Below are 13787 nucleotides of genomic sequence, written 5' to 3'. Positions count from 1 at the left end.
TTACAGAACAATCGCTTGCAATGGAAATTATTGTTGCTAACGAATCACATTTTAAATACGCACAGATCATTAGCGATACCATTACCGAATCGGCCAAAGTCCGCGGTACAGGTATTGCCAGACGCACTCCCGAATATATAATAAAACGCCTCCAGAACGGAAACGCCATCATTGCCTTGGATGGCGATAAATTTGCGGGTTTCTGTTATATCGAGGTCTGGGGGAACAAGGATTTTGTGGCCAACTCTGGTTTGATCGTACATCCCGATTACAGAAACCAAGGACTTGCCAAAAAAATCAAAAAGGCCGTTTTTGATCTATCCAGAAAAAAATTCCCCGAAGCCAAAATATTCGGCATCACCACGGGACTTGCCGTAATGAAAATGAACTACGAACTGGGCTATAAACCTGTTACATTTTCCGAACTTACGGACGACCCCGAATTTTGGAAAGGTTGTCAGACCTGTAAGAACTTTGATATTCTTACACGCACAGAAAAAAAGATGTGCCTGTGCACAGGAATGCTGTACGACCCCAATACAAAAAAACACAAGCCTGAAAAACTCAATAAAAAGGCGTTTCAAAGGCTGAAAAGCATTAAGGAACACCTTTTCCTAAAAAAGAAAGATAATTAATTGTCAGTTCGAGCTATCATCCCGAGCACAGTCGAAGGAGCAGTCGAACTATTGAGAATACATAAATGGATTCTTGCTTTGGCAGGAATGACAAAATAAAAGAAAAATGGAAAAATTAGTTTTAGCATATAGTGGTGGATTGGATACGTCATACTGTGCCAAATACCTATCACAGGAAGAAGGTTTTGAAGTGCATGCCGTAAGTGTGAACACGGGCGGTTTCAGCAAAACTGAAATCGAGGAAATCGAGGAAAAAGCGCTTGCCCTTGGCGCAACTAGCTACACCTCTATTGACGCCGTTGCAACATTTTATGAGAAAGTGTTGAAATATCTTATCTTCGGAAATGTGCTCCGAAACAACACCTATCCACTTTCCGTAAGCGCGGAACGAATCGTTCAGGCTATCGAGATTGTGAACCACGCCAAAAAAATTGGCGCCAAATGCATTGCCCATGGAAGCACGGGAGCAGGAAACGATCAGGTTAGGTTCGATATGATCTTTCAAATCTTGGCCCCAGACATCAAGATCATTACGCCGATAAGGGATAAAAAATTGGCAAGGGAGGAAGAAATCAACTACCTACAACAAAACGGTATCGATTACTCCTGGGAAAAAGCCAAATATTCCGTAAACCGAGGATTATGGGGCACGTCCGTGGGAGGCGATGAAACCTTGACTTCTCACCTTTCATTACCAGAAAGTGCGTACCCGAGCCAATTAGAAAAAGAACTATCCAAAGAGTTGAAGTTGACCTTTAAAAAAGGTGAATTAATTGCATTGGACGGCGAGCAGGACACTCCTGTGGCCAACATCGAAAAATTGTCCGCCATTGCATCAAAATACGCTATTGGCAGAGATATCCACGTTGGAGACACGATTATCGGAATCAAAGGACGGGTCGGTTTTGAAGCCGCAGCTCCATTGATCATAATAAAAGCGCACCATTTGTTGGAAAAACACACCTTGAGCAAGTGGCAACAATATCAGAAAGAGCAAATGGGCAATTTTTATGGCATGCTATTGCACGAAGGCAACTATTTGGACGAGGTGATGCGAAACATCGAAGCCTTTTTGACCGACACCCAAAAACATGTATCGGGCGATGTTTTCGTCACGTTGCACCCCTACCGATTCGACTTGAACGGCATCACTTCACAACACGATTTGATGAACGCTTCCTTTGGAAGTTATGGCGAAATGAACAAAGGTTGGACCGCTGACGATGCCAAGGGCTTTATCAAAATTTTGTCGAACTCAGGGAAAATAGCCAACCACGTAAACCAAGATTCATGATCAAAGCAGGAATCATAGGAGGTTCGGGTTACACAGGTGGTGAATTGATCAGGATTCTGCTCAACCATCCCAAGGCCCAAATCGATTTTGTATACAGTACCACAAGAGCGGGAAAGCCCATCAGTTCCGCCCACCAAGATTTGCTGGGACAAACTGAATTGAAATTCTCAGGAGAGATAAATCCAAAGGTCGATGTAGTCTTTCTTTGTTTGGGACATGGTAACTCGACTTCATTTTTGAACGAGAACCAATTTTCAGCATCAACAAAAATCATTGACCTCAGCAACGATTTTAGGTTACAAGCGGATTCCAATTTTAATGGTCAACGATTTATTTATGGGCTTCCCGAACTGAACAAGTCTGCCATGCAGACCGCTGAGGCCATTGCCAATCCAGGTTGTTTTGCCACCGCCATACAATTGGCCCTGTTGCCTTTGGCAAAAGCAGGTCTGTTAGGTGATGACGTCCATATCAACGCCGTTACAGGAAGTACTGGGGCAGGCGTTGGACTGTCCGACACCTCGCATTTTAGCTGGAGGAACAACAACGTTTCATGGTATAAACCTTTTACGCACCAACATTTGGGCGAAATCGGTGAAAGCTTGAATTCATTCGGAAATTCCGTTGGTAAATTGATGTTTTTACCGAATCGCGGCAACTTCACCCGTGGAATTTTGGCCACGGCGTACACCAAATACAACGGCAACTTGGAAGATGCGAAGAAGCTGTACAACGATTTTTACAAAGACGCTGCATTCACCCACATGTCGGATGAAGAACTGCATCTAAAACAAGTAGTAAACACCAATCAGTGCCACATCCATTTGCACAAACACGATGATATTCTTTTGGTTACATCGGCCATTGATAATTTATTGAAAGGGGCATCGGGACAGGCAGTACAAAATATGAACCTAATGTTCGGTTTCCCCGAAACCGAAGGTCTGTTGTTGAAGGCAGGCGTATTTTAAAATTACGAGGTCGAGCTGTCACATCGAGCGGAGCCGAGATGCGAGACCACACGCAAAAATTTTGAAACATCTCTCGACTGCGCTCGAGATGACAAAACTTAAGAAACCATGAAAGTAGCCATCATAGGAGCAGGTAACTTGGGATTGGCCATTGCCAAAGGCATTTTGCACAGCAACGGAGCCACCACCATGTACCTTACCAAACGGAACACCAAATCCATTCAGGAGTTTGAAAAATATGGAATCGTAACCGTTACTTCGGACAATAATGAAGCGGTGAAAAATTCGGATATATTGATCTTCGCCGTTCAGCCAGGGCATTTTGCCCATATTTTGAACGAAGCCAAAGATCTTCTTACCGAAAAGCACGTGATCATCAGTACCATTACGGGTTTTAAGATTCCTAGAATCGAGGAAATCATCGGGTCGGACAAGTTCATCATCCGAAGTATGCCCAACACGGCAATCTCCGTAGGCAAATCCATGACCTGCATTTGCTCCAACGAGCTCGGCAAGAAAAGAATCGATTTGGCCAAGGCCATTTTCAACCGAATGGGGCATACTATGGAAATTCCAGAAGACCAAATGCAAGCTGCTACCGTAATCTGTGCGAGCGGGATTGCTTTTTGGATGCGTTTGATACGTGCCACCACCCAAGGCGCCATTCAATTGGGGTTTGATGCCAAGGAAGCACAAGAGCTGGCCATGCATACCTGTAACGGTGCCGCAAGCCTGTTGATTGAGTCAGGAAGTCACCCAGAAGAAGAAATTGATCGCGTAACCACCCCAAAAGGATGCACCATTGAAGGTTTGAACGAAATGGAGCACCAAGGATTGAGCTCATCGTTGATCAGGGGAATTGTATCCTCGTATGAAAAAATCAGTCAAATCAGAAAAGGATAAAGCTATCAGGTCGAGCTGTCACATCGAGCGCAGTCGAGATGCGAGACCTTAAAAAATAAGTGTACCTCTCGACTGCGCTCGAGATGACAAATAAGAAATTATGAAACTATTCGACGTATACCCGCTATATAATGTCACTCCAGTAAAGGCAAAGGGCATTGAGGTCTGGGATGACAAAGGGGAAAAATATTTGGATTTTTATGGTGGTCATGCCGTAATCTCCATTGGCCATACACATCCGCACTACGTAAAACGAATCAAGGAACAATTGGACCAAATGGCCTTCTACAGCAATTCGGTACAAAACCCGTTGCAAGAAGCATTGGCACAAAAGCTTGGTGATTTGTCTGGTTGTGAAAACTATGACCTTTTTATGTGCAATTCGGGCGCCGAAGCCAACGAAAATGCACTGAAGATGGCCTCGTTCCACACAGGAAAATCAAAAGTGATCGCTTTTACCAATAGTTTTCACGGAAGAACCTCGGCAGCAGTTGCCGCAACGGACAACCCGAGCATCAATGCACCCATCAACAAACAACAAGAAGTCACTTTCTTGCCTTTAAACGATTTTGATGCCTTTGAAAAAGCCATTGAAAGTGATGAATACTGTACCGTGATTTTGGAAGCCATTCAAGGTGTCGGCGGTTTGGACGAGCCCACCACGGAATTCTTCCAATTGATCGCCAAAAAATGCAAGGAACATAATGTTGTGCTTATTGCCGATGAAGTACAATCGGGCTATGGCCGTAGCGGTAAGTTTTTTGCTTTTCAACATCATGGTATAGAACCCGACATCATTTCCATAGCCAAGGGCATGGGGAACGGTTTTCCAGTAGGTGGTATTTTGATTCACGAAAAGTTTAAACCATCATACGGACTCTTGGGCACCACCTTTGGTGGCAACCATTTGGCCTGTGCCGCCAGTCTTGCAGTTTTAGAGGTTTTGGAAAGTGAAAACCTGATAGAAAATGCATCAGAACTTGGAGCCTATTTTAGGGAAAAAGCTGCTGAGATACCAGAAATCAAAAAAGTAAAGGGGAGAGGATTAATGATTGGATTGGAATTCGATTTTGAAGTTGCCGACCTACGCAAGAAAATGATTCTGGAACAGCACATGTTCACGGGAAGTGCCAAAAACAAAAAGTTATTGCGGTTTTTACCTGCATTGAACATCACCAAAGAAGACATTGACCTATTTTTTGAAGCGCTGAAAAAAGCATTATAATGAAGCATTATTTATCCGTAAACGATATAGAATCCCTACCCGATTGGGTGGACGAAGCAATAACCCTAAAAAAAGACCCTTACCTATTTGAAGGTTTGGGCAAACGGAAAACAATATGCCTGTTGTTTTTCAACAATAGCCTAAGGACCCGTTTGAGTACACAAAAAGCCGCCATGAACCTTGGCATGGAAGTAATGATCATGAATTTTGGCAACGAAGGTTGGGCACTGGAATATGGTGATGGCACCGTGATGGATCAGGGTACTTCGGAACATATAAAAGAAGCTGCCCAAGTAGTTTCCCAATACGCCGACATTGTTGCAATACGGGCATTTGCAGGTTTGGTGGACAAAGAAAAGGACGAAGCCGAGGAGGTAATCAACGGATTTGCCAAGTACGCCACCATTCCAGTGGTAAACATGGAGAGTTCCGTGGGGCACCCACTTCAGGCTTTGGCGGATGCCATTACTTTGAAGGAGAATGAAGTAAAAAAGAGACCGAAAGTAGTTTTGTCTTGGGCTCCGCACCCCAAAGCATTGCCACATGCGGTGGCCAACTCCTTTGTTCAGATGATGAAGATGCAAGATGCTGATTTTGTAATCACACATCCCGAAGGATATGAACTCAATGCGGAACTGACCCAAGGATGTCAAATTGAATACGATCAGGACAAGGCACTGGAGGATGCGGATTTTGTATACGTGAAAAACTGGAGCAGCTATTCGGATTACGGGAAAGTATTGAACAAGGATAAAAACTGGACCATTACCAAAGAAAAATTGGGACATGCCAAGTTTATGCACTGCCTTCCCGTTCGAAGAAACATGATCGTGGAGGACGCCGTTTTGGATGGAGAACAATCCTTGGTGGTGGAACAGGCCAAAAACAGGATCTATTCCGCACAGATCGTATTGAAAAAAATATTGCAGGAAAAATGAAACTCAAGGACAAGGTCTGCATAGTTACAGGAGCAACCAGTGGAATGGGAAAAGCCATTGCCGAATCCTTTTCTTCTGAAGGAGCTAAGCTAATACTTTCTGGTCGCAACCAAGAAAGCGGCAAAGCATTGGAAAACGGCCTTAACAATGCGCTCTTTGTTCCAGGTGATGTTACCGACCCGTCCTACAACAAAAAGTTGGTGCAAACCGCTATGGAAACCCATGGCAAGCTGGACATCCTATCATTGAATGCGGGCATTCTTGGATTGGGAAATGTCCAAGAGCTGTCCATTGATTCGTGGCGAAATACCATCGATACGAATTTGAGTTCCATCTTTTACCTTTGTAAACATGCACTTCCGCAGTTGCAGAAACAACCGCAAGGCAATATTTTGATCAATGCATCGATTGCAGCCTTCAAGAGTTTCCCAAACCATCCCGCTTATTGTGCTTCCAAAGCAGCATCGGTAGCCCTGATGAAGCAAGTGGCAGTTGATTATGCGCCAAAAATCAGGGTGAATGCCATTTGTCCAGGCCCTGTGGATACTCCTCTGTTATGGGAATCCGCCCAGGCTTTTGAGAATCCAGATACTGCTGTCGAAAATGCGAAAAGGACTACATTGTTAAAAAGGTTGGGGGCACCTGAAGATATTGCTAAACTTGTACTTTTCTTGGTTTCCGAGGATAGTTCTTGGATTACGGGAACCACAGTGACCATAGATGGAGGGATTATAAATACATAAAATGAAACAGAAATTATCCGTAATAAAAATTGGCGGTAACCTTATTGAAGATGCCGCAGGATGCAAAAAGGTATTGGACCTGTTCTCCAAAATGGACGGCAACAAAATTTTGGTCCATGGCGGAGGCAAAAAAGCCACCGAACTGGCCAACCAAATGGGAGTGGAATCCAAAATGGTCAACGGCAGACGAATCACCAATGCTGAAACCCTTGATATTGCCCTAATGGTCTACGGAGGATTGTACAGTAAAAAAATAGTGGCCAAATTGCAATCGTTGGGAACCGATGCCATTGGTATGAGCGGTGCCGATGCCAATGCGATACGTGCCCATAAAAGACCCAAGAAAAATGTAGATTTTGGTTTTGTGGGCGATGTGGACACCGTGAACACCTACGGAATCTTTAAATTGTTGCAGGCAGGTTTCACACCCATATTTTGTGCCCTCACCCACGATGGTAACGGACAAATGCTGAATACCAATGCGGATACGATAGCCGCTGAAATTGCCATCGCCATGTCCGAACAGTTTGAGACCACACTCTATTATTGTTTCGAGAAAAAAGGGGTGCTTCAAGATATCGAGGATGAAAACTCGGTCATAAAGCACATCGACTCTCAAGGCTACGACGAGCTACTGGCCTACGGCATCATCGCCGATGGCATGTTGCCCAAAATGCACAATTGCTTTTACGCCCTTCGGAACAACGTATCCAAAGTTTGTGTAGGCAATACGAACATGTTGGAAGCCGACAATTCAGAATATACGACATTGACCTTATGAAAATAACCCAGGACATATTAACGGAAAAAGCCATTGAACTGCTTAAAAAACTCATCTGTACGCCTTCATTTTCAGGTGAAGAGGACAAAACAGGTGATGCCATTGAGGAGTTTTTAAAGAGCTTTGGGGTTGATACCAAAAGACAACACAACAACATTTATGCTTTCAACAAATATTTTGATGAGAGCAAACCGACCTTGTTGCTCAACTCCCATCACGATACCGTAAAACCGAACAGCGCCTATACCAAAGACCCGTTTGATGCACATATCGAAGACGGCAAACTATACGGTCTTGGAAGTAATGATGCGGGCGGATGTCTGGTGTCGCTTTTGGCCACTTTTGTTCATTTTTATGATAAAGAAGGGCTAAGTCACAACATTATTATGGCCGCAACAGGGGAAGAAGAGGATGCGGGAGAGAAAAGCATTAGGGCCCTGCTTCCTATTTTACCACAAATTGATGTGGCCATTGTAGGCGAACCCACGTTGATGGACTTGGCCATCGCAGAAAAGGGTTTGGTGGTTTTTGATGCCGTTGTGGAGGGAACGCCATCGCATGCAGCCCACCCCAATGATGACAACTGTATTTATAACGCCATTGAAACCTTACAATGGTTCAGGGACTATACTTTCGACAAAGTATCTGAAGCCTTGGGCGAGGTAAAGTTGACCGTCACCCAAATAAATGCGGGAAAGCAGCATAACGTAGTGCCAGCTCAAGTAGACCTGGTAGTGGATGTGCGTGTGAACGATTGTTACAGTAATCAGGAAATAGCGGATATTCTACAAAAAGAAGCACCTTGCAAAATGACCCCACGCTCCCTACGCTTGAACTCATCTTGCATTGATCCTGATCACGACTTGGTGAAAAGTGGATTGGCACTGGGCAGAAAAACCTATGGTTCGCCCACCTTATCCGATCAGGCTGCTTTGACCTGTCAATCCGTAAAATTGGGGCCAGGGGACAGTACACGATCTCATTCGGCCAACGAATTTATTTTCGTGAGGGAAATTGAAGAAGGAATAGATATTTACATTAAGACCCTTACAGGATTTTTGCAATAAACAAAATACAATGGGACCCTGAGCGTAGTCGACGGGCAATTATATCAAAATCATGAGATTCCCATTTTCATGGGAATGACAAAACGAAAATTATGAAACTCTGGGACAAAGGATTCAGTACCGATAAAAAAATAGACCACTTTACCGTAGGCAACGACCGCGAACTGGATTTGGTATTGGCCAAATATGACGTCATCGCTTCCAAAGCACACGCCAAAATGTTGGGCAAAGTCGGGCTGATCTCCGAAGAAGAGGCCAAGGAACTGGTAAAAGCATTGGATTCCATTGCGAAGGACATTGAAAAAGGAAAGTTTACCATCGAAGATGATTTTGAGGACATGCACTCGAAGATAGAGTTTATGCTGACCGAAAAATTGGGCGATACTGGTAAAAAAATCCATTCGGCCCGATCTAGGAACGATCAGGTTTTGGTGGCCATGCAGTTGTTTCTCAAAGATGAATTGACCGAGATCAAAGATCAAGTAAAAGAACTATTTGACCTGTTGATGAAATTAGCGGACAAACACAAAAATATCTTGCTGCCAGGCTACACCCACCTTCAGATTGCTATGCCATCCTCGTTCGGACTATGGTTTTCTGCCTATGCCGAAAGTTTGATAGACGATCTGTACTTTGTACAAGCAGCCCATAAAGTTGCCGATCAAAATCCGCTGGGCAGTGCCGCAGGCTACGGAAGCTCCTTCCCTATTGATAGAAGTTTCACGACTACCGAAATGGAGTTTTCAACCTTGAAATACAACGTTGTGGCCGCCCAAATGGGACGCGGAAAAGTGGAGAAAGCAACCGCTTTCGGAATTTCGAGCGTTGCCGCCACCCTATCAAAAATGGCGATGGACATTTGCCTGTACATGAGCCAAAATTTTGATTTTATCTCCTTCCCGAACGAGCTGACCACTGGAAGCAGCATTATGCCGCACAAGAAAAATCCAGATGTGTTCGAATTGATCAGAGCCAAGTGCAATAAAATTCAAGCGGTGCCCAACCAATTGATCATGATCATGAACAATTTGCCCAGTGGATACCACCGTGACCTTCAATTGGTAAAAGAAGTCATAGTCCCTGCTTTGCAGGACATGCACGCCTGTTTGGAGATGATGACCTTCAGCCTAAAAGAAATCAAAGTGAACAAGTCCATTTTGGAAGACCCGAAATACGATTATCTCTTCAGTGTGGATACCTTGAACGAGTTGGTCAAAAGCGGAATGCCTTTTCGTGATGCCTACAAAACCATGGGCAAGGCCATAGAAAATGGCAATTTTAAACCGAAACGCGATATCGAGCATAGCCACGAAGGGAGTTTGGGCAATCTGTGCCTGGAGCAGATAAAAGAGAAAATGGAAAAATCCTTAAATTCCTAAAAATACTACGACTTATCAAGTGTTGATTTCTGGTTTATCAATCCTAACGGGGCATTGATGAATTGTAGCTGGAATTTGAACCCGAAAAAATACTAACTTCACTCCTGTCTACCGACAGGCAGGTATCGTACGCTAAAAATCATTGAAACGATATTTAGCTAACCGTTACCTGCAAGCTGAAATCCGACTGAAATGATATTAAAACAAATTGAAATAAGAACTACTAACCTAAATGATATTGCTAACTTCTATCAGAGTATTTTAAAATTACCTGTTGAGAAAATTGATAAAAATTCCATCAATGTTTCAATTGGAGAGTCATCATTGAAAATAATTGAGGACAAACACAAATCCAAACCAATCTATCATATAGCTTTTAACATACCTAGAAACAAGCTACAAGAAGCAATAAATTGGTCAATGAATAGAATTCAACTTATAAAAAAAGAAAACGAGGTATTAATTTCTGACTTTGAAAGTTGGAATGCCAACTCAGTTTATTTTTTTGACACCGATAAAAATTTATTAGAATTCATTGCTCGTCAAGATTTGAAAAACGAAGAACTTAATGAATTTAACAGTAATCAAATTTTAAACATTAGTGAAATAGGAATAGTAAAAAACGAACCATATGTTTATGGAGAAGAGCTAATACAAAAGTATAATCTTAACCTTTTTGAAAAAAACAAAAATAATGAGGTGTTTACAGCTTTAGGGGATGATAATGGGTTATTAATTATTGTAAAAAACAGACGAAATTGGTTTCCTACCGAAATTCCAGCCGAAAGTAATTGGACAAATATTACACTAATTGAATCAGGTAAAGAAGTGAAAATTGAAATAAGAGAATAATGCCAACAAGGTAACACCGGCTAAAATTAATGCGGGTTTCAGTTTAAACTTCAATGTTTTGTATTTTTTAGTTAAACTAAAAGCTTCGGATAAGTGCCATTCCAAAAATTCCCTTTTTTTAATTTTTGGGTTCCCTGCAAAAAGTCATACAGGCTTTTTCCCAAAATTGTATCTTGAGCCATCAACTATAATGGTTTATTTATGCAACTTCGAACTGTAACCTTCGTATTCACTTTTATTTTTGCTTGCCTCACTGGAAATGCCCAAGACCTCTATGCCAAAAATGAATCGTTAGATATCCAAAACTATGTTTTTGGTCTTCATTTGAATGATGCCTCCAACGAAATCAAAGGGGAGACCGAAGTAACGGTCCGTTTTAAGGAGGGCATGGTTCCATTCGCTTTGGACCTCATCCAAAAATCGGGAGAATTTGGTATGGAAGTGACAAGTATATTGGAAAATGGCTCCAAGGCAAACTACACCTATACCGACAACAAAATCAACATCGTTCCTAAAAATCCGAACGATTCCGTACAGACGTTTACGATCAAATACCAAGGTGTTCCCGAAAGAGGTTTAGTCATAGATACCACCAAGTTTGGAAAGCGCTCTTTTTTTGGAGACAATTGGCCCAACTTGGCCAGGCATTGGCTACCGTCTATAGACCATCCATACGACAAGGCCAGTGTGGAATTCCGAATCACTGCCCCAGAACAATACGATGTGGTGGCAACGGGCAAGAAAATCGAAGAAAGCAATCTGGAAAACGGATACAAACTAACCATTTACGAAGAACCAGCTCCTGTGGCCACCAAAGTAATGACCATTGGCGTTACAGAGTTTGCTTCGCGAGTAGTGGACCATGTGGATGGTATCGAGGTTTCGGCCTGGGTATATCCGCAAAACCGATTGCAGGGGTTTGGCGACTATACCGTGGCGGGCGATGTGCTCGAATATTTTATAGCTCATATCGGACCCTATTCATATGCTAAATTGGCCAACATGCAGGCCAAGACCCAATGGGGTGGACTCGAAAATGCTGGTACCATTGCGTATTTTGAAAATTCTGTGACGGGCAACAAAACAGTTGAGCCCCTTATTGCCCATGAAATTGCCCACCAGTGGTTCGGCAATTCAGCAACCGAAAAAAGCTGGAACCACGTTTGGTTGAGCGAGGGGTTTGCCACGCATTTCTGCATTCTGTATTTGGAAAGCGAATATGGCGATGAGCGCAGAAAAGAGGAGTTGGCCATCGATAAGCAGCAAATCTTTGAGTATTACCGAAAAAACCCCGCTCCCATTGTCGACCTCACCATTAAAGACCCCATGAAGGTCTTGAGCACCAACACCTACCAAAAAGGAGGATGGGTGTTGAACATGTTACGGCACAAATTGGGCGATGGCGTATTCTGGGAAGGCATCCGAAAATACTACGCGAAATACCAAAACAGCAATGTGCTGACAGATGATTTTAGGCACGTAATGGAAGAGGCATCGGGCGAGGATTTGGAGTCCTTTTTTGAGCAATGGTTGTTTGTGAAGGGGCATCCACAAATCAAATGGAACTGGAATTACAGCAATGGGAACATCAATCTCAACATACAACAACTGCAAGACCATCATGTATTTGAGTTTCCTTTGGAAATAGGTGTGGTAAAAGATGGGAAACTGACCATTAAAACCATTGAGTTGCACCAGCGCAACCAAAACATCCAATTGGAAAGCAAAGACCGACCCGATTCCATTGTTTTAGACCCAAATGAGTGGACGTTGTTTGAGGATATGGGTAAATCATAGCATTCGTAAATTCAAACCGCTCATTCGTTAATTACCGGTAGAGTTCTATTCTGAAAAGCGATACCTTGACTCCTGCTAAAAATTATGTTTAGCAACTTGTTAGCATCAAGCTGATACCAAAAGGAAGAAACATGACCACGATCAGGACAACGACCATAATAGAAACAAAGAACTTAAAGCTCATCGCTTGTAATAGCGACATTTTGAAAGCTGCGATTGAAGGGAATGAAATCATTGCCCAAAAGTTGGGGGTTACCATTCCAGATAATTGGACGGAGTTTGGCATTGGTGCACTACAATATTCGCTTGAAAGACTTACCGAAAGTGAAGACGAAAAAGATTGGTGGACCTATTTCCCTATTCACAAGCAGGATAACAAATTGATAGGAAGCGGCGGTTACAAAGGAAAACCAACGGCAGATGGCACTGTTGAACTTGGGTATGAGATTGCTCCGGTCTACCGCAATCGTGGACTTGCCACTGAAATGACAAACGGTCTTGTTGAAAAATGCTTTTAGGGACAGTAGCGTGAAAACAATAATTGCGCATACATTAGGAAAAGAAAACCCTTCAACCAGAGTATTGATGAAATGTGGCTTTGAAAAGGTTGAAGAAATCAACGACCCGGACGATGGGCTTATCTGGAAATGGGAACTACAAAAGCGGAAGCGTGGGAACTATTAATCGTAAAACAATATTTCTGCTGATTGGGCAAAAAGGAAGTGGAAAGTCCTTTATAGGAACCCTGTTCGACAAGGAGTTTGGGATAACATTCATTCGAGTGGAGGATTGGGCCAAGAAAATCATCAAAAATAGAGATGTTGATGATAAAGCATATCTAAAACAAGTTTTTGGGAGCATTGAAAAAGGAATCCGAAGTAGCTTAGCCCATAAAGACCAACTTGTATTCGAGTCCACAGGTCTGACCGAATATTTTGATGAAATGCTTGAACGTTTAAAAAGTGATTTTCAGGTGGTCACCATAGGTGTCTTTGCAAACGGCACAATCTGTTTGGAGCGGGTAAAATCCAGAGACCAAGAAATACATATCAATATTTCTGATGACCAAGTTTTAAATATCGAAGTGATTTAAACTTTTTTTGGATCGAAAGATAGGGCTACGGACATTTGTGTTACCACACGCAAATACCATAGCCCATGTACAAAGTACTCGACAAAGATACCATAGAAATGGAGATAGT

14 protein-coding genes are annotated in these 13787 nt (G+C 42.8%); all 14 read left to right on the top strand.

Annotated features, from left to right (window positions below):
- Window positions 1-20 precede the first annotated feature (20 nt).
- On the top strand, window positions 21-635 hold the full coding sequence (locus tag J0656_RS14835; protein WP_207035267.1) for a GNAT family N-acetyltransferase: 615 nt from the start codon (window positions 21-23) through the stop codon (window positions 633-635).
- 106 nt (window positions 636-741) lie between these two features.
- A complete protein-coding gene (gene argG / locus J0656_RS14830) occupies window positions 742-1929 on the top strand; it encodes an argininosuccinate synthase (RefSeq protein ID WP_207035266.1) in 1188 nt (395 codons plus the stop codon).
- Window positions 1926-2900, top strand: a complete 975-nt coding sequence (argC, locus tag J0656_RS14825) for an N-acetyl-gamma-glutamyl-phosphate reductase (RefSeq protein ID WP_207035263.1) — start codon at window positions 1926-1928, stop codon at window positions 2898-2900. The genes argG and argC overlap by 4 nt, the downstream gene beginning before the upstream one ends.
- Before the next feature lie 108 nt (window positions 2901-3008).
- Window positions 3009-3803, top strand: coding sequence for a pyrroline-5-carboxylate reductase (gene proC / locus J0656_RS14820; RefSeq protein WP_207035261.1), 795 nt, complete (start codon window positions 3009-3011; stop codon window positions 3801-3803).
- 100 nt (window positions 3804-3903) lie between these two features.
- On the top strand, window positions 3904-5028 hold the full coding sequence (locus J0656_RS14815; protein ID WP_207035259.1) for an aspartate aminotransferase family protein: 1125 nt from the start codon (window positions 3904-3906) through the stop codon (window positions 5026-5028).
- Window positions 5028-5966 (top strand): Rossmann-fold NAD(P)-binding domain-containing protein, encoded by a 939-nt coding sequence (locus tag J0656_RS14810; RefSeq protein WP_207035257.1) that lies wholly within the window; start codon window positions 5028-5030, stop codon window positions 5964-5966. Before J0656_RS14815 ends, J0656_RS14810 begins: the two co-directional genes overlap by 1 nt.
- Entirely contained in the window at window positions 5963-6709 is a 747-nt protein-coding gene (locus tag J0656_RS14805) for an SDR family NAD(P)-dependent oxidoreductase (RefSeq protein WP_207035255.1), read from the top strand. Before J0656_RS14810 ends, J0656_RS14805 begins: the two co-directional genes overlap by 4 nt.
- Before the next feature lies 1 nt (window position 6710).
- Window positions 6711-7490 carry an acetylglutamate kinase gene (gene argB / locus J0656_RS14800; protein ID WP_207035252.1) on the top strand — a complete coding sequence of 260 codons (780 nt, stop codon included), beginning with the start codon at window positions 6711-6713 and terminating at the stop codon, window positions 7488-7490.
- Window positions 7487-8557 (top strand): M20 family metallo-hydrolase, encoded by a 1071-nt coding sequence (locus J0656_RS14795; protein WP_207035250.1) that lies wholly within the window; start codon window positions 7487-7489, stop codon window positions 8555-8557. Before argB ends, J0656_RS14795 begins: the two co-directional genes overlap by 4 nt.
- Before the next feature lie 92 nt (window positions 8558-8649).
- The gene (gene argH / locus J0656_RS14790) at window positions 8650-9936 is read left to right on the top strand and encodes an argininosuccinate lyase (protein ID WP_207035248.1); all 1287 of its coding nucleotides are present in this window, start codon (window positions 8650-8652) and stop codon (window positions 9934-9936) included.
- 192 nt (window positions 9937-10128) lie between these two features.
- Complete coding sequence (locus J0656_RS14785; RefSeq protein WP_207035246.1) at window positions 10129-10788, top strand: VOC family protein; 660 nt, start codon at window positions 10129-10131, stop codon at window positions 10786-10788.
- 201 nt (window positions 10789-10989) lie between these two features.
- Entirely contained in the window at window positions 10990-12585 is a 1596-nt protein-coding gene (locus J0656_RS14780) for a M1 family metallopeptidase (RefSeq protein WP_207035245.1), read from the top strand.
- 131 nt (window positions 12586-12716) lie between these two features.
- Window positions 12717-13103 carry a GNAT family N-acetyltransferase gene (locus J0656_RS14775; RefSeq protein ID WP_207035242.1) on the top strand — a complete coding sequence of 129 codons (387 nt, stop codon included), beginning with the start codon at window positions 12717-12719 and terminating at the stop codon, window positions 13101-13103.
- Window positions 13104-13255: 152 nt separating this feature from the next.
- Complete coding sequence (locus J0656_RS14770) at window positions 13256-13678, top strand: ATP-binding protein (RefSeq protein ID WP_207035241.1); 423 nt, start codon at window positions 13256-13258, stop codon at window positions 13676-13678.
- The last annotated feature ends 109 nt before the right edge of the window (window positions 13679-13787 follow it).

The sequence above is a fragment of the Flagellimonas aurea genome (genome assembly GCF_017313785.1).
GTDB classification, from domain to species: Bacteria; Bacteroidota; Bacteroidia; order Flavobacteriales; family Flavobacteriaceae; genus Flagellimonas; species Flagellimonas aurea.
The sequence above is the reverse complement of the archived record's forward strand: the minus strand, read 5'-3'. Positions and strand labels throughout refer to the sequence as shown.